The organism is Lysobacter daejeonensis GH1-9 (genome assembly GCF_000768355.1).
GTDB classification, from domain to species: Bacteria; Pseudomonadota; Gammaproteobacteria; order Xanthomonadales; family Xanthomonadaceae; genus Aerolutibacter; species Aerolutibacter daejeonensis.
On sequence record NZ_AVPU01000020.1, the window covers coordinates 32,571 to 57,130 of the forward strand.

21 protein-coding genes and 2 pseudogenes are annotated in these 24,560 nt (G+C 59.4%); 7 read left to right on the forward strand and 16 right to left on the reverse strand.

Annotated elements, in window-relative coordinates:
* Positions 1 to 30: 30 nt before the first annotated feature.
* The 4 genes and pseudogenes from secA to coaE all read left to right on the forward strand — a co-directional run bounded on the left by secA (position 31) and on the right by coaE (position 4,655).
* Positions 31 to 2,739, forward strand: a complete 2,709-nt coding sequence (gene secA, locus N800_RS11175) for a preprotein translocase subunit SecA (protein WP_036138439.1) — start codon at positions 31 to 33, stop codon at positions 2,737 to 2,739.
* Positions 2,740 to 2,865: 126 nt separating this feature from the next.
* A pseudogene (gene mutT, locus N800_RS16340) lies at positions 2,866 to 3,282 on the forward strand (8-oxo-dGTP diphosphatase MutT); the annotation flags it as partial.
* 246 nt (positions 3,283 to 3,528) lie between these two features.
* A pseudogene (locus N800_RS15660) lies at positions 3,529 to 4,029 on the forward strand (thiamine phosphate synthase); the annotation flags it as partial.
* A gap of 14 nt (positions 4,030 to 4,043) precedes the next feature.
* A complete protein-coding gene (coaE, locus tag N800_RS11185; protein WP_036138511.1) occupies positions 4,044 to 4,655 on the forward strand; it encodes a dephospho-CoA kinase in 612 nt (203 codons plus the stop codon).
* A 4-nt stretch (positions 4,656 to 4,659) separates the two neighbouring features.
* On the opposite strand, the gene N800_RS11190 is transcribed toward coaE, so the two are convergent.
* The 3 genes from N800_RS11190 to pilB are packed head-to-tail and all read right to left on the reverse strand — an operon-like array spanning position 4,660 to position 8,532.
* Positions 4,660 to 5,523 (reverse strand): prepilin peptidase, encoded by an 864-nt coding sequence (locus N800_RS11190; RefSeq protein ID WP_036138444.1) that lies wholly within the window; start codon positions 5,521 to 5,523, stop codon positions 4,660 to 4,662.
* Between the two features lie 21 nt (positions 5,524 to 5,544).
* Positions 5,545 to 6,801 carry a type II secretion system F family protein gene (locus N800_RS11195; protein ID WP_036138446.1) on the reverse strand — a complete coding sequence of 419 codons (1,257 nt, stop codon included), beginning with the start codon at positions 6,799 to 6,801 and terminating at the stop codon, positions 5,545 to 5,547.
* Between the two features lie 3 nt (positions 6,802 to 6,804).
* Complete coding sequence (gene pilB / locus N800_RS11200) at positions 6,805 to 8,532, reverse strand: type IV-A pilus assembly ATPase PilB (RefSeq protein ID WP_036138448.1); 1,728 nt, start codon at positions 8,530 to 8,532, stop codon at positions 6,805 to 6,807.
* 118 nt (positions 8,533 to 8,650) lie between these two features.
* Between pilB and N800_RS11205 the strand changes: the two genes are divergently transcribed.
* From N800_RS11205 to N800_RS11215, 3 genes are read left to right on the forward strand one after another with little or no spacing between them, the layout of a single operon-like run.
* Entirely contained in the window at positions 8,651 to 9,505 is an 855-nt protein-coding gene (locus N800_RS11205) for a glycosyltransferase family 2 protein (protein ID WP_036138451.1), read from the forward strand.
* 9 nt (positions 9,506 to 9,514) lie between these two features.
* Complete coding sequence (locus tag N800_RS11210; RefSeq protein ID WP_232227621.1) at positions 9,515 to 10,648, forward strand: glycosyltransferase family 4 protein; 1,134 nt, start codon at positions 9,515 to 9,517, stop codon at positions 10,646 to 10,648.
* Positions 10,649 to 10,656: 8 nt separating this feature from the next.
* The gene (locus N800_RS11215) at positions 10,657 to 11,631 is read left to right on the forward strand and encodes a glycosyltransferase family 4 protein (protein ID WP_198032527.1); all 975 of its coding nucleotides are present in this window, start codon (positions 10,657 to 10,659) and stop codon (positions 11,629 to 11,631) included.
* 28 nt (positions 11,632 to 11,659) lie between these two features.
* Here N800_RS11215 and N800_RS11220 read toward each other — a convergent pair whose 3' ends face one another.
* The 13 genes from N800_RS11220 to N800_RS11275 form a co-directional block, all read right to left on the reverse strand.
* Positions 11,660 to 12,430 carry a glycosyltransferase family 2 protein gene (locus N800_RS11220; protein ID WP_198032528.1) on the reverse strand — a complete coding sequence of 257 codons (771 nt, stop codon included), beginning with the start codon at positions 12,428 to 12,430 and terminating at the stop codon, positions 11,660 to 11,662.
* Between the two features lie 122 nt (positions 12,431 to 12,552).
* Positions 12,553 to 13,713 (reverse strand): glycosyltransferase family protein, encoded by a 1,161-nt coding sequence (locus tag N800_RS11225; RefSeq protein WP_156962972.1) that lies wholly within the window; start codon positions 13,711 to 13,713, stop codon positions 12,553 to 12,555.
* On the reverse strand, positions 13,710 to 14,495 hold the full coding sequence (locus N800_RS11230) for a class I SAM-dependent DNA methyltransferase (RefSeq protein ID WP_036138464.1): 786 nt from the start codon (positions 14,493 to 14,495) through the stop codon (positions 13,710 to 13,712). Before N800_RS11230 ends, N800_RS11225 begins: the two co-directional genes overlap by 4 nt.
* Positions 14,492 to 15,601: a DegT/DnrJ/EryC1/StrS family aminotransferase gene (locus N800_RS11235; RefSeq protein WP_036138466.1), complete on the reverse strand. Its 1,110-nt coding sequence runs from the start codon at positions 15,599 to 15,601 to the stop codon at positions 14,492 to 14,494. The genes N800_RS11230 and N800_RS11235 overlap by 4 nt, the downstream gene beginning before the upstream one ends.
* A complete protein-coding gene (locus N800_RS11240) occupies positions 15,598 to 16,068 on the reverse strand; it encodes a cupin domain-containing protein (RefSeq protein ID WP_232227623.1) in 471 nt (156 codons plus the stop codon). Before N800_RS11240 ends, N800_RS11235 begins: the two co-directional genes overlap by 4 nt.
* Positions 16,055 to 16,960: a methyltransferase domain-containing protein gene (locus N800_RS11245; RefSeq protein ID WP_084087542.1), complete on the reverse strand. Its 906-nt coding sequence runs from the start codon at positions 16,958 to 16,960 to the stop codon at positions 16,055 to 16,057. Before N800_RS11245 ends, N800_RS11240 begins: the two co-directional genes overlap by 14 nt.
* Positions 16,960 to 17,958 (reverse strand): glycosyltransferase family 2 protein, encoded by a 999-nt coding sequence (locus N800_RS15665; RefSeq protein WP_198032529.1) that lies wholly within the window; start codon positions 17,956 to 17,958, stop codon positions 16,960 to 16,962. The genes N800_RS11245 and N800_RS15665 overlap by 1 nt, the downstream gene beginning before the upstream one ends.
* A complete protein-coding gene (locus N800_RS11250) occupies positions 17,955 to 18,707 on the reverse strand; it encodes a class I SAM-dependent methyltransferase (RefSeq protein ID WP_198032530.1) in 753 nt (250 codons plus the stop codon). The genes N800_RS15665 and N800_RS11250 overlap by 4 nt, the downstream gene beginning before the upstream one ends.
* A 40-nt stretch (positions 18,708 to 18,747) precedes the next feature.
* Positions 18,748 to 19,593, reverse strand: a complete 846-nt coding sequence (locus N800_RS15670; protein WP_084087548.1) for an alpha-1,2-fucosyltransferase — start codon at positions 19,591 to 19,593, stop codon at positions 18,748 to 18,750.
* Between the two features lie 102 nt (positions 19,594 to 19,695).
* The gene (locus N800_RS11260) at positions 19,696 to 20,469 is read right to left on the reverse strand and encodes a DUF268 domain-containing protein (protein WP_052108177.1); all 774 of its coding nucleotides are present in this window, start codon (positions 20,467 to 20,469) and stop codon (positions 19,696 to 19,698) included.
* 115 nt (positions 20,470 to 20,584) lie between these two features.
* The gene (locus N800_RS11265) at positions 20,585 to 21,961 is read right to left on the reverse strand and encodes a flippase (protein ID WP_084087550.1); all 1,377 of its coding nucleotides are present in this window, start codon (positions 21,959 to 21,961) and stop codon (positions 20,585 to 20,587) included.
* A gap of 230 nt (positions 21,962 to 22,191) precedes the next feature.
* Positions 22,192 to 24,123, reverse strand: coding sequence for a tetratricopeptide repeat protein (locus tag N800_RS11270; RefSeq protein WP_156962973.1), 1,932 nt, complete (start codon positions 24,121 to 24,123; stop codon positions 22,192 to 22,194).
* Positions 24,123 to 24,557, reverse strand: a complete 435-nt coding sequence (locus tag N800_RS11275) for a pilin (protein WP_036138483.1) — start codon at positions 24,555 to 24,557, stop codon at positions 24,123 to 24,125. The genes N800_RS11270 and N800_RS11275 overlap by 1 nt, the downstream gene beginning before the upstream one ends.
* Between the last annotated feature and the right edge of the window lie 3 nt (positions 24,558 to 24,560).

Consider the following 24,560-nt stretch of genomic DNA (forward strand, 5'->3'; position numbering starts at 1 on the left):
CCTGTTTTCTTTTCCGCTTCGGACCCCTCCATGCTCAACAGCCTGCTTACCCGCGTTTTCGGCAGTCGCAACGAACGCCTGCTGCGCCAACTGCAACGCACCGTCAACAAGATCAACGCGCTCGAGCCCGAGGTCCAGAAGCTCAGCGACAGCGAGCTGCAGGCCAAGACCCCCGAATTCCAGAGGCGCATCGCCGACGGCGAGGCGCTCGACAAGATCCTGCCCGAAGCGTTTGCCGTGTGCCGCGAGGCCGCCAAGCGCGTGCTGGGCATGCGCCACTACGATGTGCAGCTGATCGGCGGCATGGTGCTGCACCTGGGCAAGATCGCCGAGATGCGCACCGGTGAAGGCAAGACCCTGGTCGGCACGCTGCCCGTGTACCTCAACGCGCTCGAGGGCAAGGGCGTGCACGTGGTCACCGTCAACGACTACCTGGCCCGCCGCGACTCGGCGTGGATGGGCAAGCTGTACAACTGGCTGGGCCTGAGCGTGGGCGTGGTGTACCCGGGCATGCCGCACAGCGACAAGGCCGCCGCCTACGCTGCCGACATCACCTACGGCACCAACAACGAATTCGGTTTCGACTACCTGCGCGACAACATGGCGCTGGCCAAGGAAGACCGTTTCCAGCGCGGCCTCAACTACGCCATCGTCGACGAAGTGGACTCGATCCTGATCGACGAGGCGCGCACCCCGCTGATCATCTCCGGCCCGGCCGACGAATCGCCGGAGCTGTACATCAAGGTCAACCGCATCGTCCCGCAGCTCACCCGCCAGGCCACCGAAGAGGGCGAAGGTGACTTCTGGGTGGACGAGAAGGGCAAGCAGGTGCACATGTCCGAAGCCGGCCAGGAGCATGCGGAGTCGCTGTTGCGCGCCGCTGGCATCCTCGGCGAGGACGAGGACCTGTACGATCCGCGCAACCTCAGCGTGGTGCATCACCTCAACGCCGCGATGCGCGCGCACGCCATCTACCAGCGTGACGTGGACTACATCGTGCGCGACGGCGAAGTGATCATCGTCGACGAGTTCACCGGCCGCACGCTGGCAGGCCGTCGCTGGTCCGATGGCCTGCACCAGGCGGTGGAAGCAAAGGAAGGCGTGCCGGTACAGCGCGAGAACCAGACGCTGGCCAGCATCACCTTCCAGAACCTGTTCCGCATGTACGGCAAGCTGGCCGGCATGACCGGCACCGCGGACACCGAGGCCTACGAGTTCCAGAGCATCTATGGCCTGGAAGTGATCGTGATCCCGACCAACAAGCCGGTGCAGCGCAAGGACTACCCGGATGCGGTGTTTCTCAACCGCCCCGGCAAGTACCGCGCGGTGGTCAACGAGATCAAGGCGGCCAATGCCAAGGGCCAGCCGGTGCTGGTGGGCACCACCTCGATCGAGGTGTCCGAGCTGCTGAGCCAGCAGCTGACCGAAGCCGGCATCGTGCATGAGGTGCTCAACGCCAAGCAGCACGAGCGCGAGGCGCAGATCGTGGCGCAGGCCGGTCGTCCGGGTGCGATCACCATCGCCACCAACATGGCCGGCCGCGGCACCGACATCGTGCTGGGCGGCTCGCTGGAAGCCGAACTGGCTGCCCTGGAAGCCGAGGGTGAAGTGAGCGAGGCGACCAAGGCCCGCATCAAGGCCGAGTGGCAGCAGCGCCATGATGCGGTCAAGGCCGCCGGCGGCCTGCATATCGTCGGCACCGAGCGCCACGAGAGCCGCCGCATCGACAACCAGCTGCGCGGCCGCGCCGGCCGCCAGGGTGACCCGGGCTCGTCCCGCTTCTACCTGTCGCTGGAAGACAACCTGATGCGCATCTTCGCCGCCGATTGGGTGCAGAAGGTGATGGCGCGCATGGGCCTGAAGGAAGACGACGTCATCGAGAGCGGCCTGGTCACCAAGCAGATCGCCAATGCGCAGCGCAAGGTCGAGGCCCACAACTTCGACATCCGCAAGAACCTGCTCGACTTCGACGACGTCAACAACGACCAGCGCAAGGTCATCTACGGCCAGCGCAACGAGCTGCTGGACGCCGAGGACATCCAGGACAACATCCTGGGCATCCGCGACGACGTGGTGGGCGACATCGTGCAGCGCTACGTGCCGATGAACTCGGTCGACGAGCAGTGGGACCTGCCGGGCCTGGAGGCCACCCTGGCCGAGGACCTCGGTGTGCGCGTGGACCTGCAGGGCCTGGTCAAGCAGCACGAGGAGCTGGATGCCGAAGGCATCGCCGAGCACGTGCGCAAGGCGGTGGACGAGTATTTCAGCAGCCGCGAGCAGTCGCTGGGCGCGGAAACCATGCGCATGCTCGAGCGCCACATCATGCTCAACGTGCTCGACCAGAACTGGAAGGAGCACCTGGCGCGCATGGACTACCTGCGCCAGGGCATCCACCTGCGCGGCTATGCGCAGAAGCAGCCCAAGCAGGAGTACAAGAAGGAAGCCTTCGAGCTGTTCTCCGACATGCTGGAGAAGGTCAAGCGCGAGGTGACCACCTTCCTGGCGCGCGTGCGCATCCAGAGCGAGGAAGAGATCGCGCAGTTGGAGGCACAGGAGCGCGCCCAGGCCGAGGCGCAGGCCCGGCAGATGCAGTTCCAGCATGCCGACGCCGGCGGCTTTGGCGCCGACGAGGAGGCCGCGCAGGTCAGCGAGGCCGCCTTCGCCAACGTCAGCCGCAACGATCCGTGCCCATGCGGCAGCGGCAAGAAGTACAAGCACTGTCATGGGCAGTTGGCCTGAGCGAGCGCGCCCTGGCCGCATCCGTCACCGGTCCGCTAACCACGGGCCGGCGGCGAGCACGAAGCAACACGGCGCCCATGCCCGCACTGCGGCGCATGGGCGTTGTCGTATGGACGTGTTGAGCCCATGAGCCGAAGCATCGACGTGGTGGCCGGCGTCATCCGCGATGCCCGCGGGCGCATCCTGCTGGCGCGGCGTACCGAGGGCCGTGACTTGGCCGGCCTGTGGGAGTTCCCTGGCGGCAAGCGCGAGCCCGGCGAATCGCCCGAAGGCGCCCTGGTGCGCGAGCTGCGCGAGGAACTGGGCATCGAGGCCGAGGTGGGCGACCACCTCATCACCGTCCCGCAGCAATACCCCGACAAGCGCCTGACCCTGGACGTGCGCGAAGTGCGTACGTTCAGCGGCACCGCTCGCGGCCGGGAGGGCCAGGCGCTGGTGTGGGTGCCGCCACACAAGCTGCCCGCCTACCAGATGCCGCCGGCGGACGTGCCGGTGGTGGCCGCGCTCGGGCAGCCGGATCGTTATCTGGTGACGCCCGAACCCACGGCGATGGCGACGGTGGGCCAATCAGTGGCCAGTGCGTCCGCCGCCGGGGCCGTCGAAGAGGGTTCCGTTGCCAACCGCCTGTCGGGGCCGGTGGGCAGCGCCTTCGACCTCGGCCGGTCCGCCGCCGCGAGCATGCGCACGGCCGTGGATCGCGTGTTCGGCTCCCTCGACCCCCTGCTGGAGCCCATCGGCCAGCGCCTGCGCCGCGACAGCGTGCCGCTCAATCCGACCGAGCAGCGTTGGCTGCAGGCCCTGGATCGGGCGCTGGCCGGTGGCATCCGCCGCATCCAACTGCGGGCGCATGGCCATGACCCCGCCCGCTGGCCCGTGCTCGCCGCCGCCGCGGTCATGCGCTGCCGCACGGCCAAGGCCGAGGTGCTGCTCAACGGCGATGCCGCCCTGGCCGCCCAATTGGGTGTGGGCCTGCATCTGCGCGCCGCACAGCTGTCCCAGTTGACGCAACGGCCCATGGCCGACGAGGTGCTCGTCGCGGCGTCCTGCCACACGGCGGACGAGCTGCGTCGCGCGCAGGATCTGGGCTGTGACTTCGCCGTGGTCGGCACCCTCCTGCCCACTCCCAGCCACCCGGGGGAACCCGGCATCGGCTGGGATGGCTTCGCCCGCCTGCGCGAGACGGTCTCGCTGCCCCTGTATGCCATCGGTGGCCTCGACTCTGCCGACCTGCCGGAAGCGCGCCGCCACGGCGCGCAGGGCGTTGCTGCCATCCGTGCGTGGTGGCGCTGACCTATCATCGGCGCATGAGCGACTACATCGTGGCCGTCACCGGCGGCATCGCCTCGGGCAAGAGCGAAGTCACCCGGCGTTTCGAAGCCTTGGGCGTGGCCGTGGCCGATGCCGACGTCGCGGCCCGCGACGCGGTCGCCCGCGGCTCCGCGGGCCTGGCGGAAGTGGTCGCGGCCTTCGGGAGCGGCGTGCTGGCCGCCGATGGCACTTTGGACCGCGCCGCCATGCGCCAGCGCGTGTTTGGCGACGAAGCCGCCCGGCGCCAACTCGAGGCCATCATCCATCCCCGGGTGCGCGCGCAACTACGCGCCATGTGCGCCGCGGCGCCCGGCCCCTATGCGATTGCCGCCATCCCCCTGTTGGCCGAGGGCGGTGGCCGTGAGTCCTACCCGTGGGCGGACCGGATCCTGGTCGTCGACGTGCCGGCGGAGGTCCAGCAATCCCGGCTCATGCAGCGCGATGGGGCTGATGCGGCGCTCGCCCAGCGCATGATCGCCGCGCAGGCCACGCGTGAGCAGCGATTGGGCTTGGCCGACGACATCATCGTCAACGATGGCCCCCTGCAGACGCTCCAGGCGCACGTGGAAGCGCTGGATCGGTTGTACCGGCGGCTGGCGACGGCGTAGGGCCTCAGGCGAGGCCGGCCAGCCTGAGGTAACCGTCCACCAGTTGATCGCCCCAAACGAAGGTAATCCACCCTGCGATGGCCAGGTAGGGGCCGAATGGAATCGGCGTGGCCCGGTCGCGGCCCTTGGCTGCCAGCCAGATCGACCCGATGATGGCACCGACCAGCGACGACAACAGGATCGTCGGCAGGATGCCCTTCAGCCCCGTCCACGCACCGATGGCCGCCAGCAACTTGAAGTCGCCGTGGCCCATGCCCTCTTTGCCGGTGAGTTGCTTGAACACCCACCACACGCTCCAGAGGCTCACGTAGCCGGCCACCGCGCCCAGCAACGCCGGCTTGGCCGACATGTACAGGTTGTCCGACGCCGCGATGAGCCCCAGCCACATCAGGGGCAGGGTGAGCTGGTCGGGTAGCAGTTGGGTGCGCAGGTCGATGCCTGACATGGAAATCAGGAACCCGGTGAACACCATCGCCCCGAAGCCCTGCCAGCCGAACCCGAAGCGCCAGGCGCAGGCCACGAACAGCAGCATGGTCAGCAGCTCCACCAGCGGGTACTGGGCGGAGATGGGCGCTTTGCAGTGCCGGCACTTGCCGCCCAGCGCCAGCCAGCTGAACACCGGGATGTTCTCGTACCAGCTCAGTTGCGCCTTGCACTGCGGGCAGTGCGAGCGCTCCACCACGATGCCGGGCGGAGGCGGGTCATAGGTGTCGGGTTCGCCGAGGATCTCGCGGCTGTCGCGCTTCCACTGCCATTCCATGCGGCGCGGCAGCCGCAGGATGACCACGTTCAGGAAGCTGCCGACAAGCAGGCCGAGGCCGGCCGCCAGCGGAAAACCGATGGCGGGATTCTGGTCGAGGAAGGCCATTGCGTTGTTGTGCCCTACTGGTTACATCGCCGCGGCGAGCTTGAAGATCGGGAGGTACATGCCGATGACCATTGAGCCGACGATACCGCCGAGAATGATCATGATCATCGGCTCAAGAAGGCTGGACAACGCATCCACTGCGTTGTTGACCTCCTGCTCGTAGAACTCCGCAACCTTGAACAGCATCGCGTCCAGTGCACCGGCCTCTTCGCCGATAGCCACCATCTGGATGACCATGTGTGGGAACAGGTTGACCTGCTTCATGGCCATATTGACCTGATAACCCACTGATACGTCGTCGCGAATGCGGTGCACTGCGTTCTCGTACACCTGATTGCCGGTCGCGCCAGCGACCGTGTCAAGCGCCTCCACCAGCGGAACGCCGGCCTTGAAGGTAACGGCCAAGGTGCGGGCAAAGCGGGCAATCGACGACTCGTGAAGGATTTTGCCTACGATCGGCAATTTCAACATCATTCGATCAATAAAGTTGGCGAATGCCGGCGAACGGTTCTTGATCATGACAAGCGCCGTGATCGTGCCTACTACAACCAGGAGCACGGCCCACCAATAGGCAATCAAGAAGTCACTGGCACCGATGATCATCATGGTGAATGCCGGCAGATCAGCGCCAAAACTCTTGAACACCATTTGAAACTGGGGCACGACAAAGATCAGCAACACCGCACTTACCAGAATGGCCACCGCGATAACCGTGGCCGGGTAGAACAGCGCCTTCTTGATCTTGCCTTTCAGCGCTTCGATGTTCTCCTTGTAGCTGGCCACAGTATCCAGCACGGTTTCCAACACACCCGCCGACTCGCCGGCTTTCACCAAGTTACGGTACAACTGGTCAAACTGCACCGGGTGCTTGGCAAGAGCTTCGCTGAAGGCGCTACCGCTTTCGATGTCGGCCCGGATGCCGTTGAGCATCTCCTTCATCTTGGGATTCTTCTGGCCGCCTGCCATGATTTCAAGCGACGTCACGATCGGCACGCCGGACTTCATCATGGTGGCAATTTGGCGGCTAAAGATCGCGATCTCGGCTTGCGTGATCCGCTTCCCCGCACTTCCGAATAGAGGCTTGGGCTTGGGTTTCACCACCGTGGGGGTAATGCCCTGACGTCGTAATTCCGCACGGATGACGTTGGCACTCTTGCCAACCTGCTCGCCCTTCATGGTGATGCCGCGCTTGTCCTTGCCTTCCCAGACAAAGATTGGCTGGGCGTCCTTGCGACGCACCGTTGTGGTCTGCTTGGCAGCGGTTCGAGACACGGCCATGGCTTAATCCTTGGTCACACGGTTGATTTCGGTGAGGCTGGTGATGCCATCCTTGACCTTGCGCAGGGCGGACCGACGCAGGTCGCTGACCCCTGACCGCTCGGCGGCTTGGGCGATCTGCATTGCGTTCCCCCCCGCGAGGATGATCTCCTGGATCTCCTCGGTCATGGGCATCACCTGGTAAATGCCCGTTCGCCCTTTATACCCTTCCGTGCAGTCAGGGCAACCCACCGCCTCGTAAACCGTGAGTCCGGCCGCGATTTCCTCGTGGCTGTAGCCTTCGGCGTGCAGGGCATGTTCGGGCAGGTCCACCTTGCGCTTGCAGTCGTGCAGGCGGCGGGCCAGGCGCTGGGCAATGACCAGGGTGACCGAACTGGTGATGTTGAACGGGGCCACACCCATGTTCATCAGGCGGGCAATGGTCTGGGGGGCATCGTTGGTGTGCAGGGTGGACAGCACCATGTGGCCGGTCTGGGCGGCCTTGATGCCAATTTCGGCGGTCTCCAGGTCGCGGATTTCGCCGACCATGATCACATCCGGGTCCTGACGCAGGAAGCTGCGCAGGGCCGCGGCAAAGGTCATTCCGCGCTTCAGGTTCATCTGTACCTGGTTGATCCCCGGCACCCGAATCTCCACAGGGTCCTCCACCGTGGAGATGTTGCGGTGCTCGTCGTTCAGGATATTCAGGGCTGTATACAACGACACGGTCTTGCCTGAGCCGGTGGGGCCGGTGACCAGCACCATGCCATAGGGCTTGTGGATGGCCTCCAGAAAGGCGGCCTTCTGCTCCTCCTCGTAGCCCAGCTTGTCGATGCCCAGTTTGGCAGCACCGCCGTCCAGGATACGCAGCACCACCTTCTCGCCGAACAGGGTGGGGAGGGTGCTGACGCGGAAGTCGATCTGCTTGGACTTGCTCAGGTTCAGCTTGATGCGGCCGTCCTGCGGCACCCGCTTTTCGGCAATGTCCAGCTGGGCCATGACCTTGAGGCGGGCGGAAATGCGAGGGGACAGCTTGGGCGGGACTTTGGCCACCTGTTTGAGCAAACCGTCGATGCGCAGGCGGACCCGGTATTCGGTCTCGTAGGGCTCAAAGTGAATGTCAGACGCGCCCCGGCGGATGGCGTCGACCAGGACCTTGTTGACGAACTTGACGACGGGAGTGTCGTCAATCTTGGCGTCCACCCCAGAGTCGCCGCCAGCAAGGTCGTCGTCACCGCTGGAGATGTCCAGCTTGTCCAAGCCTTCGCTTTCGTCCATGTCGCCGGCCAGGGCGTCGGCGGCGGCCACCCACTGGTCCAATGTGCGGCGGATGCGGTCCTCGTCCACCAGCACAGCTTCAACCGCCAAATTGGTCTGGAACTTGATGGCGTCCAGTGCCGCAGTGTTGGTGGGGTCAGATACTCCCATGAACAAACGATTGCCTCGTCTGAACAGGGGCAGTACGCTGTGCTTTCGCACCAGTTCTTCGTCCACCAGCTTGACTGCGGCTTGAGCCGGATCCAAGGCGGTGACGTCAAATAGTGGGGTGCCAAATTCTATAGAATTCGCCGCAGCCAGCTGGCTGGGTGTAACTAGCCTGTTCTCGGTCAGATACAGGGCCAGCGGCTTACGGTCCGCTGTTGCAGCCACCATGGCATCACGGGCGTGATGTTCATCCAAAGCTCCGTCCAAAACCAAGCGTCGAGCGATGCCGGTGATGCCAACCAGGTTGGCCGTGGCTGCGGTATTCATGGTAGATCCGAGTTGTCCCCTAGTGTGACTTTAGCGCATTCCCGCCCCCAGATTATGCGACTGGCTGCCCTTCCGGGTGCGCTCATCATCGCCTACTCTTGGTGAATGGGGAGGGGTCATGCGCTTATCTGTCGTACTACCGGCAAAAAACGAAGCTGAGGGCTTGGCCAGGACATTGCCAAGACTGAATGCTCTTTGGCCCGATGCCGAAATCATTGTGGTGGATGACGGGTCGACGGATTCAACTGCCAGCCTCGCACGGGAGCACGGGGTGACCGTGGCGTCCTCCCCGTATTCGATGGGGAATGGCGCCTCCATAAAACGGGGTGCCAGATTGGCTTCCGGTGACGTGATCGTCTTCATGGATGCCGATGGACAGCACGATCCTGAACACATCTGCTTGCTGCTCGACAGATTGGGCGAAGGGTATGACATGGTGGTTGCCGCGCGTGACATGTGCGGTCAAGCCAATATGCACCGGGGCATGGCCAATCGTTTCTACAACTGCTTGGCCACTTGGGTTACCGGGCACGATGTGCTGGACCTGACTTCAGGGTTTCGCGCCGTGCGGGCGGAACGCTTCCGCGAGTTCCTATATCTTCTACCCAATGGGTTCAGCTACCCGACAACCAGCACGATGGCCTTCTTCCGCAGCGCATATCCGGTTGCTTACGTGCCAGTTTCGGTTAACAAACGAGTAGGCTCTGCCAGCCATATCCGTCCGGTAAAAGACGGAGTGCGCTTTCTGTTGATCATATTCAAAATTGCAACACTGTATTCACCGGTGAAGCTTTTTGCCCCAGCATCGTTGTTCTTTTTCCTGCTCGGAGCAGGGTATTACGGTTGGACGTTTGCCACTATGGGGCGCTTTACCAACATGAGCGCCTTGCTTCTCAGCGCCTCCGTGATAATTTTCTTGGTCGGACTGGTCTCCGAGCAGATTACCTCGTTGACTTATCGGCGTCATGAGTGAATGGTGTGCATGCGTAATCGCGTGCTGTTGATCACCCGCAATCTGCCGCCCTTGCGCGGTGGCATGGAGCGGTTGAATCTCCATCTTGTGTCGTCCTTGGTCGGGGAATACGAGGTTGCCATCGTTGGTCCGACCGGTTGCGCAGCGCACCTGCCGGCTGCGCGTCGTGATTGCAGCGAAGTGCCGCACAGACCGTTGCTGCGATTCATGTTGGGCGCACTTTGGGCTTCGTTTCGTCTGGCGTGGCGCGCCCGTCCACTCATCGTGCTCGCCGGCAGCGGACTGACAGCGCCCATCGCCTGGCTCGTAGCCCGTCTGGCGGGCGCTCGCTGCATCGTATATGTGCACGGCCTTGATCTGGTCGCGACCCATCCGGTGTACAGGGTGTTTTGGCTCCCGTTCATCAGGCATGCCGACATGGTGCTAGCGAACAGCGTGAACACCGCACAACTCGCGATGAGGTGCGGGGTGACGAGCTCCAGGGTTTCGGTATTACACCCGGGAACCAAAGTGCCGGGCCACGATTCGGCGCTGTCCAGTGAATTCCGCGCCATCCATGGATTCGGTGATCGCCCCATCCTTCTGTCCGTTGGACGCCTGACGCCGCGCAAGGGGCTTGTCGAGTTTGTGCTTGATGTGTTCCCTGAGGTGCTGAAGGCGCAGCCCGATGCATTGCTAGTGGTGATCGGTGCTGATGCCCATGACGCATTGAGCAGCGTCCCTGGTTCACAGTGTCAACGGATACGGGACGCCGCAGTCCGCGCAGGCATCGATCATGCATTGCACATGCTGCCTCCGTGCAGCGACGCGACGCTGGCAATGGCTTATTGTTCGGCGGACGTACATGTGTTCCCGATCCGTTCGGTCCCCGGCGACGTGGAGGGATTTGGGATGGTCGCGATCGAGGCTGCGGCGCATGGACTGCCGACCGTCGCATTTGCCGTTGGCGGCGTAGCCGACGCCGTGGTAGAGGGCCGCAGCGGCAGTTTGGTGGCAGAGGGAGACTACCTTCGGTTCGCGGACAAGGTGGTGGAGTGGATTTCCCGACGCGAGGACCGTAGGGTCGCCTCTGCATGCATCGAAGCAGCTCGCCTGTTCAGTTGGGAAAGGTTTGGTAAGCAGCTAAGGGCCAATCTCGTATGAGGGTCTGGTTGCCGACCGTTCGTGCAGGCAGTGGCACGGATGTGTTTGCTGAACGTCTTGCACAAGGACTACGACGTCATGGTTGCGAGGTGATTGTTTCCTGGCTAAAGCACGGGTTTGAGCTCTATCCCCCCGCTGCCCGTCTTCGTCCCCCTGCGGGCACCACACTCATCCACGCCAATTCTTGGTCTGCCTTCGCGTACACCGACCATGGGTTGCCGACTGTGGCCACCGACCACGGATTTGTCCACGACCCGGCCTTCGTAAGAATCAAGTCCAGACCGCAACGCATTTACCACAACCTGTTGATCGGCAGGTACGTGCGTGCGTCGCTTGAAGGCTGTACTGCGGTAACTGCGGTCAGCCACTACTTGGCGCGCCAGATGCGGCCGTTCTGTTCGCGGACCGTGGCGGTCATCCCTAACTGGGTCGATATAACGCAATTCAAGCCATCGACGCGCGCGCGGCGGAATGGACGTCTCCGCGTCCTCTATGCAGGCACCAGATCCTTCCGCAAAGGGTTCGATGTGCTTCGGGCGTTGGTCGCGGAAGAACACCCGGGCATTGAGTTCTGGTGCCGCAGCGACTTCCGCAATGGATTGGGACACTATCGCTCGGACATGAAATTTTTCGCCAAGCAATCTGCTGTCCAGATGCCCGCGCTCTATGCGGAATGTGATGTGGTGCTTATGCCGTCGCGATACGAGGGATTTGGATATGTTGCGGCTGAGGCGATGGCGTGCGCTCGTCCGGTGATTGGATTCGATTGCGGTGCTTTGAAAGAAGTATGTGGAGAAGCCAATGCGGAGTTGCTTGCTCCCTTGAACGATGTTCCTGCCATACAAGAAGCAATTTACGCGATGGCGATGGATCGCAGCCTAGTGGCGCGGTATGGCGAGATGGGGCGTCAACGAGTTGTCGAAAATTACACGGAAGAGCGCGCGATTGCATCGTATATCGACGTATACGAGAGGGTGCTCTGATTCGACGGCTGGCCGCATGTGTCGGCAATTACTTCCGGAGGCTGCTCAGCCATCGACGATACATGAGGTAGACATGCCAATACACAGAGTAGCCAAGGCGCTGTAACGCGTTGCTGGTGTGTTGGAAGTGAATGCGACGCTCCTCGGAGAGTCGCCTTTGCAATACTGGCCAACCGCGTTGGCTGCTGATTCCGGTGTCGCGCATTGTAGACAATACAGGCGCGGAGCATGTTTTGATGCGGGTTTCGCATCGATATGCTCTGAGTAGAAAGTCATAGTCCATGCCTATCCGATAGCTACCGTCGAACAGGCCAATGCGATCAAACAATGCTCGTCTGGTCGCCATGCCCTGATGGCACATGCCCATCTTTAGATTGAGCAAAATGCCCGCTTTGCGAGGTTGCAGTAGCTGCAGTTGAGGCGGGCTTCCGAACAACACAGGAAAGGCCGCGATGTCACAGCGCTCGTCAAGCGCCCCTCGCACTTGTGCAAGGATATTTGGTCCCGTCAGATAGTCGTCAGCATGGACAAAGATGATCCAATCGCCTTTGGCGTGAATGACGCCTTTGTTCATGGCGGCGGAAATGCCATCGTCGGGCTCAGAGCACCAGAAGGCGAGCCGGTTGGACCACTGGCGAAGAATGTCGACTGAGCCATCAGTGGATCCGCCGTCTATTACGATGTGCTCCACCAACACGTCTCGCTGACATGCCACGCTCTCCAAGCATGTCTCCAAGTGTTCCGCGCCGTTTAACACGACAGAAATAATGGAGAACATTGGGTGTGCTTGGCGTTGCATCATTGTTCGAGAGAGTTCTTGTGGACGTGTCGAAGCCAAGAGATGCGGTTCGTTTCGATCGTGCCTGCGGCGAAGGAAGAAGCGCCCAATGGCTGCTGTGGATGTCCGAATGCTTCGCGTGCTCAGCTCATGTGTTTGTACAGTTCCCTCAGTAGCGGTTCCTTCCAGATATTGAAGTCAAGTCTATTGGCAAAATAGTCACTGGCCCGGGTCGCGTGTGTGGCGCTTATGACCTTCAACGCGCGCCCGATCTGCGATGGATGTTCGAGAACAATCCCAAAACCGTACTCCAAGGCGTCATAGGAAAATACTCCATTTTCGTTCATTGCCACGGGAACGCCATGCCGAAGGTAGGTGCTGATTTTTCCAGATGAGTGCCCCACAAAACGAAGGTTTCTGCCCGTGTAAGGCGAGTCGTACGTGGGTTGATAGAACGCAATGCCCAATGATATGCCGCCCAGTACAGACTCAAGGTGATCGATCATCGACGGAGCGTGTTCGCTGAAGTAAAGCCGTTCTTCCAGCCCTGAAGTGTCTACTCCGAGTCTGGACAGTTCGGACCTAGTTTTCCCGTAGCGGTCATGGATGATCAAGGCCCAGTCGGATGGCCAGAGTCGAACACCTTCAATGATGTCCTTGGTCATTGTCCAAGGAGCAATTGAGCCGATGGAAATGGCAACCTTCTTGGAGGTTGGTATTCCAAGCGCGTCGCGTAACCTGTGGCCTGATGGCGGTGCCAGTCCAGGTGATGCGAGGGGCAGGATGAATTGTTTGTGAATGTCAAGCTGGTTCTGCGCCACCAGCTTTTCCGACCTCATGGGGTCCTGTACGACCCACAAGCGGCAATTTTTCGATGCGTCGATTTCAAGACGTTTGAACCTCGGGGAAGTTTCCTCTTCGAACATTATCTCGAAGGACAGGAAAATGTAGGGTGTGCCCGTGGCGTCATGAAGCGCGGCGGCCTCGATGAGCCCCATACGGTCCACGCCGAGAATGAGATCGTAATTGCGGTAAACAAGGAGCCGCTCCAGCGACGTCAACAATCTCACTGCCGCCTTGATGCATGCGACGTCGTAAACGATCCGCTTGAGCGTCCTGAAGAGCTTTCCGTAGGTCAGGAGCGAGACCCCTGGCACGGGACGCGATGACGAGAGATGGCGATCACGACATCTTATCGTGCAGCAATGGCCTTCATCGACAAGCAGGTCGATAATCGCCTTCAGTGAAGGGTTGTTTTGATAATTCCCCTCATCATGAATTATCAGTACGCGCTTCTTGGTCACGTATGCTGAGTGCTGTCGCGCTTGAGTAGCGAGGAGATCGTGATGGCTTGCCAGGTTTTCAGGCTTGGCGCACTCTTTGTCAGGAACTCGAACGTACCTATCTTGCATAGGCCTGACAATTCAAGCAGGACTTCAAGTTCAGGTTCGAAGAAATATCGCATGCTGTGGCGCTCTGCTGCGGAGTCTACTCTTGACTCGCCTTTTCTTCTCGCCTCGATATGATAGTCAACATCGACCACGTTTTTCGACGGATGCATCGTTGGTGTGGCGATTCGCACAATTTCGCACGTGGCGTCTTCCAGGACTTTCTTTCGGATTTCGGGTAAGTCTGTCAATACGCCTGGACCGTGCCAGTAGTCGAATATGAATATCCCGCCCTCATCCAGATGGGCTGCGGCTGTGTCGAACATCTGCGAGATATCGCGATTGCTGGTCTGATAGCTTGCTACGTGAAACAAAGCCAGGACCGCATCATATTTTTTGCCGGTTCGCAGGGTTCGTGCGTCGCCTACGGAAAATATGGCATTGGGTGTGCTGCCACCGTTGAGCTGAATGGCCCGGTCAATCATCTGCTGGCTCAGGTCGATGCCCTCGACGTCGAACCCGGCATGGGCAAACGCCGTTGAATGTTTTCCCGTGCCGCAACCTAGTTCCAATATGCTCCCGGTAGTGAGCCCCTGCTCGGCCAGCAGTTCGAGTACATAAGAGGCTTCGCCGGTATAGTCCTTGCCCTGATACAAGAGATCGTAGTACGCGGCGTATGCATCGAAAATGGGGTTCATCCAAGTACCTTCCACACCGCTTCGATCGTGCGGTCGATATCGCCGTCGGACAAAGCCATGCCGCTCGGCAAGTAGAATCCTTGGCGATACATGAGCTCGGCGACAGGATGCCGATCGTTTTCAAACAGCCCCATCCGCCGCAGCACAGGCTGCTGATGCATGGGACAGAAAAATGGACGTGTTCCGACGCCCTCGGAAGCAAGGCGTTTCATGACATCTTCCGCATCCATGCCTTTTTCTTCGTCGATCACCAGGCCGAAGACCCAATAGATGTTGTCAGCGTAATGAGTGCCGGCCAGCGGCAACCGAGCGCTCGGCAGGTCAGCGAGACCGGCACTGTAGCGGGCGCCGATGTGCCGCTTCCGCGCCACAAACTCGTCAAGACGTTCCAATTGGGCTAACCCTAGGGCGGCCTGCATGTTTGTCATGCGGAGATTCCAGCCCAAGCGTTCATGGACGAACCGTTTGTGCGGTTGGAAGCAAAGATTGCGAAGGCTTCGGCAGTCGTCTGCCAGGCTGTCATCGTCGACAAGCACCATACCCCCTTCCCCCGTGGTTACATGCTTGTTGGGGTAGAAGCTAAACGTGCTTACGTCGCCAAAACTGCCGCATGGCCGACCCTTGTAGGTTTGGCCGTGCATTTCGGCCGCATCCTCGATCACTCTAAGTCCGTACCTGCGGGCGATATCCAGCACGGGGTCCATGTCCACGGGCAGGCCATAGGTATGAACCACCATGATGGCCTTGGTACGTGACGATATCTTCGCTTCGATCTGGTCCGTGTCCATGTTCCAGGTGGCCGGGTCGCTATCCACCAAGACGGGCGTGGCTCCCGCGCGGACGATCTGGATGATGCAGGAGATGATCGTGAACGTCGGCAGGATAACTTCGTCCCCGGGGCCAATGCCCAGCGCTTCAATCGCCGCATCCAGCGCAGCAGTGCCGTTGCATACGGCGACGCCGTGTCGTCGCCGAACGCGCGCCGCGAAGCCATCTTCGAACTGTTTGACGAACGGGCCTTCAGAGGAAATCCACCCAGTATCGATGCATTCAAGCAAGTATTTTTTTTCGTTGCCGTCCAAAAGTGGCTGGTTGACCGGAATCATCGCCGCATCCCCTTGAGCTTTATGCGGTCCGGGAGGGTCGGCTCGAAGCGCGTCTTGTCCTGATCGCCGGCATATGGGCCCTGTTTCACTTCAATGATCTCGGTGGGCTCCAACATTTCAAAGCCATGCCCTCCATGTGCAAGGAGGATAAGGTCTCCTGCTTCAAGAATCGCACTCTCCAAATATTCCTTCCGGTCAGAATAGAAATCTACCCGAAGCCGGCCGCTTCGAATAAACAACACTTCGTTCGTGTAGTGCACTTCACGCGGAACGGGATTGTGCACGTGGGGCTCGATAACGTATCCAGTTGGACGATTCATATAGCCGATCTGCTGCGAATAACTGCCTGGAGTGAAAAACTCAATGCCATCCTTTCGAAAGGAATGGCGAACAACCAAGGCAAGTTCACGTCCTTCGTGCTGGACGCGCTCGATCAACGCGTGGCTTGGGGTGTCAGTGGATGGCATGGTCGGGCTTGTCCAGCAGTAGGATGAAATGCAGGTAGATGTCACTGCCGATCTCCTTTTTGTTGCGCAACACCAACAAGGATGGCGTGAGGCCAACGGCTATGGCGGTGTCCCAGACTCTACGTTGCAATGTATCCACGCTGTACTTGCGCGATGCGGCAACTCCCCAACAGTCGCGACGTATGTAGCCTGTCGCACCAGTGTCGCCGAGGGAGCGGCCGAAGTAGTCTGGAGTCTGGTAATAGCACGGATGAGTGTGGGTATATAGCGGTGAGATAACCACTCGCCCGCCAGGCTTCATGATGCGGGATAATTCATGGACCAGCGCAATATCATGATTGCCAACAAACATCTCATATGCACATTGCAAAGAGGCTCCCCCGATGGAGGCATCTTCGAAACTAGTACGGGTGGCGTCTTCCTGACGGTAGTAGGTCAGGTGGGCCTGGGGCTCCGGCAACTCAAGGTCAATGGCGAAAGCCTCTATTCCCCGCTCGCGTAATAGGCGCGCCCATGGGCTGGCACAGGCCGCAATGTCTAGATATGGCGCGGCTTGGAGCCGCTCAAGGCCGATAAGCTTCCACGCCACGAAGTGCTCAAGATTCTTTTCGTTGAACACGCCCCCAACCTTGCCGCCGTGGTAGACGTGCTGGAATCCGGCCGTTTCCTTGAAACGCCGGAACTCGGCGGCGTCCACCGCGAAATCCTGGCAATGGATTCCGTTCGCGACCAAGTCCCGTTCAATCTGTGCCAGTTCTTCGTCTGTCGGCGATCGATAAGTGGGGGCAAAGGCCCAGCGCAATTGAAAGTAGCGGCGTACGACCCACCTTAAGGCGGAGCGTGCCAAGGTGGCCTTTCCGGGCTTGATGATTCGGCGGGCGAACTCGTGCATCACAGATAGTCCTTCCTCAGCACCCATTCGAGCAGGGCTGGATCGCGCCTCAACTCACGCTGATGGAAGTTGTAGCCTTGATGATAGGCCGATCGAGCTGTCAGCTGGGTGGCCCAAAGCACGCGGCCCACCTCATCGTTGGGCAGTAGACCCTTCAGACGTTGTTGCAGGTGCGAGCGTAGGCGTGTCAAGCGTCTTGCCACCTGCGAGGGCCCTGATTCGGGCCCGCCGGATGATCTGGCGTGGGTGTATGAATCAGAAATTCCCTGTGCATAGGCGCGCTGGGCGATGTAATCGGGTCTCATGCGTGCTGCGGGTACGCGGTGTCGAACACTCGCGTCGGAATTGAACAGGGCTAGATGTTTGGACTTCCGAATATAGTTCGAGACATGGGTTTCGCCATCACCACGAAAGCGCAGGCGATCGCTAGGTAGCGCGTCGGGATGGAAGCCGCCTGCCGCCAGCAATACGTCGCGGCGAATGGAGAAATTGCAGCCCCATATATAACCAGGGTCAATCTCGAATTGGCCCCGGCCGAAATCCAGAATGCTGAGATATCCCAAGGCACGCCCTTTGTGTACGGGACGCTGCCACCAGCGCATAAGCCAATCGGGGGGGGCGCACTCGAACATTGGGTGATTGTTTCCACCGACAAGGGCAACTTCCGGCGCATCAAAGCTGTCTACAATGGTTCGAATCCAGTTCGGGTTGGCCTCAATGTCGTCGTCTGCGAATATGAGGATGTCGGCCTTTGCCCGACGCATGCCCTCATGCCGACCAACGTGCAAGCCGAGCACCCGCGTATATACGTAGGAAAGATTCAGCGCGTTGGCATATTCACTGACGACATCCGATGTGTGGTCATTGGAGCCATTGTCTACGACGATGACCTCAAATTGTTCTGTAGGGATTGTTTGATTGACCAGAGAGTTGAGGCACGCGTAAAGCGTCTCAGCTCTGTTTCTTGTTGGAATAACAATGGATGCGGTAACGTTCATCGGGCCCTTGCGTGGACGAAGATCCGTTGGCATTCGCTTTCATCGGAGCACCGGAAAAGATGGTCTTTCTGGTAGCTGTATATCCAGTTTAGGGCGCGTCTGCTGGTCAGGCTAAATAGGCCGTTGTGGAGCGTCTTGGCCAGGATGGTTCGCATGATTGAGATGCGCTCGAATGGGACAACACTCAGGATGTCGAAATGATCCTCTAGTTGCTCGCGAAGAGTGGCGACATTGAAGTGTCTGAAATGCTTCGGCTCGACGGGCTTGTTTACATGAGGCACGGTCAGCAAAAGGTCGGCGCCAGGCCGCAGAAGCATTCTCACTCCGTCCAGGAATGACGCCGCCCGTTCGCAGGGTACGTGCTCAAAGACTTCCATGAGGACTGCGACGTCGAAGCGCTTCTCGATCTTGTCTTGCGCAATGTCGCAGCACATAAAGTTGGCTGATTCGACGTCCTGATTCATTGCCTCGGCGAGGCGAATGGCTCGCGGCGAATAATCAATGCCGAGAACAAGCCTGTCCGGATAGCGAATTGCCATCTCGCGAGTTAGTCGACCATCGCCACAGCCGATGTCTACGATGGAATTGAAGTCAAGCCCGTCAAGTTGACTCAACACATACTCGATGGTAGTGGCATAGTTTGCGCCCCAAGAATCGGTGAAGCTCTGGCTGAAGTTGCCCCTGAAGCGAGTGACATAATGATAAGGGAAGCAATACTCCTGATCCTGCAATTGCTGAGTCTCGTCCATAACGGTGCTCAAGTAACGAGGCGATTGACTGGGCTGCACTTTAGGCATACTTCAAGAAGCTTGACTCGATGAATGGCGGATGCCATTCTCCTGTCCGATGTCCAACCCAGTGCAGCGGCGCTGTGAACAAGCCCTCATGGCTACGCTGGCGCGCAAAGTAAGCACCCCACCAAGCAAAAGAGCTGGCCGACAAAATGCCTCCTTCACAAAGGCTCATCGTGGCGAGCGCCGTTGGCGGATCTGTGTCAAGAATATGTCCGTCGAGAGTTTCACCGAACACGTCGTGTGCATAATGCAGGTCGTCGGTTAGGAAAAGAAAAATCGGGTTGCTGTACTCGCTTCTGAATTCATCAAGTCGCCGGCGATACCAAGTGGCAGGGAGCACTGCAGGGTTTTCGCGCGAGGGAAACTCGAGATAATCGCGCCGGCGAACGTGCACGAAGATGGGCTGCTGGTTGGCATGGCATACCTCGTCGATTAATGCTTTCGCGCGGTTGATCAGTTGATCCTTCATCATTAGGCCACTTATGGCCGCTGGGTCAAAGGCTTGTTCTGACTGAAAGTAGGCGGTCGGCGCGTATTTGATTCTATTGATCAGGCCCGATGATGCATCGACTGCAATGCCGCCTGGGGCGCTATTCTCTCGGACGATGCCGACCAATCTTGACATCGGCAGGCGGCGGTTAGCGGCAGGTCTCAGTCGCTGGCAGATTTGATACATTGCGGAGCCTCTTGGAGCAGGGAAACAGGCTTCCAATCCGTCAAAAACGGCTCTTATGTCATCAAAACCGACCAAGAACAGGCGTTCGTCCTTCGCCACTGTCTTCAGTGCCGAATACTGGAAAAGTTGATTGCCTAGGCGCCCGCTTTCAAAAAAAATGATCATGCCGCTTGCTGACTCTTCCGCGGTCGCTGCTCATCCATCCTTGGGAGGATGTCCGCTGAGCAAGTCGGAGCCTTGAAGGAAGCGCGGGTTGTCATGGGCTGCCTATCGGGGGCCGCAGGCTTTCGTCTTTGTAAAATGAAACAAGCCGGTTCCAAATCCTCTTCCAGCGTCATACCCGCTAAGCATTTCGCGACCATAGTGATACTTCTCGTCAACCAGGGTTAGCTTGTCAAACAACGAGATGATGTAATCCCGAGTAAACGCCCGATGAGCGTTGAAGTAGATCTTGCAGGCATCATCGACCGGCACGGAGAAGTACAGGTCGCCGCCAACTGCCAGCACGCGCTGCAACTCCTTCGCAGCTTTCTCGCTTCCCGTCGCATCTATGGGATCGCCATAGCGGCCCAAGCCAATGTGCTCTACGACGCATAGAGATGAAATGCTCTTCAAGCTGTCATTTTCCGCGGGTATTGCAAGAATCGACCCTTCAAGGAAGTTCAGTCCATCCAGATGAAGGTCGATCGGGCGGATGTCGATCATGGTAGTGGGTACAAACTGAGAAATGATGCCAATCGTCTTGGCCGACGATCCGATGTCGTAGTGCTCGGTGGGCTTTTTGAGGAATATCTTTCGGGCAGCCCACGTGTCTTGAAAAAAGTAGGTCGGTTCCACTGGGGTGAAAGTTGTTCTGTCATTCAAGCACGGGTAAAGCAGGAACTGTTGGCCACCATTCGCCTGAGTGCGGCATTGGCGCTTGAGTTCAGCGTAATCCAGAACGAACCATGCCGTATTCCTTATCGTGGACGGCCGAATCAGGACCAGCAGTAGCGAGGCCCAGCGCTTGATCTTCCTTGCGATGGAGGTATTTCGAGGCATCTACTTGTTCTGGTGATAGTGTTTGGCTGCTTGCCGTCCGGCGCGGTCATGAAACCACAGCGCTGACATGATTGCTTTGAAATTAATTGTGGTGATGGTGGTCAGCCATGCTGTTTCATGTCCCGGCAGGCGTGGTCGGCGGTGGTGGGGTGGCGCCCAAGAGTCGCATGAATCCAGTCTTGTTGGGCGTAAGAACTGCATGGAGCATCAATTTGAAGTTGATCCTGGTGTCCGGGCGAAATGCGTCCATGATAAATATCGTTATTGCAAATGAAACGATTGCTGCAACTATGGCGCCTTCAGATTGGAATGCTGGAATGAGCATGTAGTTAAGCAGTGCATTGACGATCGTGCCGGCCGACGTGGTAACCAGTGCATGCTTGAAAAGCCCTTCGTTCATTATGAACAGTGTCCGGGCTATTCCGAAGTAGGCAAAGAAGAGTCGAAGTACAAACAGCGGCAGCAAAGCGCCGGCCCTGGCGTAATCTGGGCCAAATAGCACCAGGACGAAATATTCTCCAAACAGGAGTGTCGGCGCGGCGATGGCGAGAAAGAGCAGAACCATCAGTCTGTATACGTTAAGGAGCCACGAATGATAGAGGTCTCTATCGACGGCCTTGGCCCTTACGATGTGAGGGGCAAATGTGCTTACTATGATGGCGGGAATGAATGTAACTGCATCAATCAGTTGCATGGCCACGGAATATTGACCGACTTCACCGTCTCCGATAATGCTTCCGAGCATAACTTGATCCAATCGTGCCTGGATCATCACCGTCACGCCGGAAAGCGCAAGTGGCCAGCTTTGGGATAGTAACGAGCAGGTTGTTCTGACGCTGGCATGCCATTTGCTGATTTTCTGGCCACTCTGGCGGTAGACAAACCACAACGAGAACCCGGTGCTCACGGTCCCGAGTAGGGTCAGCCAGACGAAGGCGAGCAATGGCGCTTCGATTAGGATCAACCAGATCTTGAGTATCGCCATCGCAACATAGTTTGCGTTCTTCGCAAGTACGGGGCGCTTCGAGCGCGTATGCGATTCGAACCAATATGTCATTACCTCCGTAGCCCTGAGGATCGAGCCAAACCCTATGATGGCTACTACCAACCGGGCTTCACTGTCGCCTGGCCTTAGTGCGATCGTAAATGTGACAGCCAGAATGTAGGCGGCCAAGCCTCCAATGAGTTGTGCTGAGAAGGCTGAGCCCAGAACAGTGTTGGCGTCGTGTGGTCGTCGGACAATTTCACGAACGGCGACTCCTTCGAGTCCAGCCGTTGATACGGAGCTGAATATTGCGACGACCGCAGTAGCAAAACTGAGTAATCCGAACTGCTCGGGCCCCAAATAGCGCGCCACCCAGGCTCCGACCGTTAAGCCGAGTGCCATCTGCACCACCCGGTCGGTAGCGAGCCAACTGATATTTCTCAGGGCGGCGAGAAAATCAGGGCTGCGTGCAATCAATGTACTCAGTTGACGGGGTGTATATCGCATCTAGAGCGCGCGTTCTGTGTGGCGGCATGGTTCGGGTGGTAGAGATTCGGCGAGATCGGTGCCGTCCTTTGCAGCAATGCCGGTGATGGCTGCGCGCTTTATGCCCGTCTGGAAGGGAGCTATTAGAGTCAGAAGTATGCCAAATCGAATACTCGTAGAGCTTGGTCGCAGGGGCGGGTTAAGGTCGCGCACCCCAGCGACTTTGTGAATCCGAAAAAGCGGTCGCGGTTCTACCGCTGTAACGACTCTGCGGTGGCTCGCAGTTGCGCTAGCCTTTTGGCGGAGGGGCTCCATGTCGGCGTTTGGGACTCGGCAGTATTCAGGGCGACCAGCGCCTGCGCACGGTTGTTCTGCGCAATCTCGAACATGGCGATCCTCGTCCAGATGTCCTTTGCCTTCGGGTCGAGGTCGGCGGCTTGATAAAACAGTTCGCTGGCAGCCGGTGGGTCGATGTTTTCGCGCAGCGAAGCGCGAAGTACGGTGAAGTACTGCTGTGCCCACGTGGAGCGTTGGCGCTTGGCCTCATCCGCCAGCCTGACCAAGTGCGCGTCCAACTGACGCCACGAAATCCCCTGGCAACTTCCGTTGGCCACGACGATGGAGATATGGTTGAAGTAGCCAAGCACTTCGCTACCGCCGATGTCGCGGGCGGCAGTCCTGTGGATCCCGGCCCAGTCAACCTCGTGTCCGGTGCTATCGCAGGCGAAATCCATGTCCATTGCGAACGGGAAGAACTCATTCGGATGAGCCTTCTTCATCGCGTCCATGCGCGCGATGGCACTGGTCATGTTTCCCCGCCGCCTTTCGACGATGCCTGCAAGGTTCTGCGCTCGGATCGAATCTGGATGGTTCCTTGCCTCCGTTAGCGCGAATGTCTCTTCAGAGGACCACTGACTTGCACGGTGGAAGGTGGTGAATCCCAAGGCTGCGACGGTGGCCAGCACCGCGGCACCGGTGAGTCGGGGGCTGTAGTGCTCGAAGAGTCCGAGTAAACCGTAGGCCGTGGCAATCGCGGGACCTAGCAACGCCAGATAGTTGCGGTGCTCGAACGCCAATTCAAGCGGGAGTACCGTAGATTCCATGGCGTGGCAAGCTAGGAACCAAAGGATTGCGAATGCAAACATCGGGAACCGCTTGTGAAGGCGGACTGCAATCACCGGGATGGCAAGGAAGGCCACCAGAGTTGCCCATGCCAGTGGATCGGCCGCGCTCCTGATGGGGGTGTCGTCGAGAAACAGGCCCATCACGCTCGGGGCCGGAATGAGGATCGTCCGGACGTAACCCATCAGTACGAAGGGCTCGGTAAGCAGCCGCTCAACCAAGGTGAAGCTGCGTCCGCTGAAACCCATGAGGGAGTTCCACCCGATAAGCAGGCAGACGACAGCGACCATCATTGGGGCGACGACGCCCCCGAGCCAGAACAGCTTTTTCTCGCGTGTACCGAATAATGTGGCGCGTGCTTCCGGCGGTGCAGCCAGGAAGATGGCCAACAGGATCAACGGGACCAGTGCACCGTTTTCCTTGCTCAGCACCGCAAGGAAAGTAGCCGCGGCATACAACACGAACGACTTGAGCCAATGACGGGCCCCATGCTTGGTGGTGTCCGTCAGAAATCTCGTGGCAACAAGTATGGCGATGAGCATGAACAGCGCGGATAGCATCGTCATCCGTTGCACGACATAAAGCACCGTGCTGACCTGCAAGGGGTGCACGGCCCAGATGATGGCGGCGAAGAGCGCCGACAGCAGGACGCGGCGTTCACTGGCGGCAGGCGCGAGTATGCGCAGCAGGCTCTGGCTGACAAAGAACGCGAGTCCGCCCGTGATGAGATGAATCGCGAGGTTGGTAAGCTTGAAAGGGAGGGGATAAGGTCCTGCCAGCAGCAGGTTCATGGCGAACGACAGGTTGGATACTGGTCGCAGCAACACACCGGAAGCGTTGTTGAACACTGCGGCGTAGATCGACTCGAGGCTCGGATTTACATTGAGCAGGGGCTCGAGGTTGCCCCAGTCATCCAGCAGGAACGGCCCCGTCAGTCCTGGAGCGAACGGGGCCGCGCAAAGAATGGTCAGGATCAGGGCCGCAAGCAGTGGGCTGCGTGCTATCAAAAAGGAGCCCCGCGAATGCGGGGCTCCTTGTGCAGCGGTACTGCGATCAAGCATTAGCGGCAGGAGCCCGGCGCGTACTTGGTGGTACCGGTCGAGGTGCAGACCCACTGGATGTCGCCCGAGGTGGCGTTGCGGTTGCCGGTGAGGACCAGGGTCACGTCGCCGCTGCCGCCGGTCTTGGTGGCCGGGGCAACGATGTTCAGCACGGCGCTGGTTGCGCTGCTGCTAGCCAGAGTCGGCGCATCGCAGTAAGTGCTGGCTTGGGTGTCGACGCCAGCAGCCGCCATCGAGGTCGGGAATGCAGTCTTGGCCGAGCGGTACTCAGCAAAGGCAGTCTTCGAGGGGGCGAGCAGATTGGCGCACTCGGAGACCTTAGCGCGGATCGAATAGTCCTGGTAGGCCGGGATCGCGATGGCCAGCAGGATGCCCAGGATCGCGATGACGATCATCAGTTCGATCAGGGTGAAGCCTTGCATGTTCTTCTTCATTGG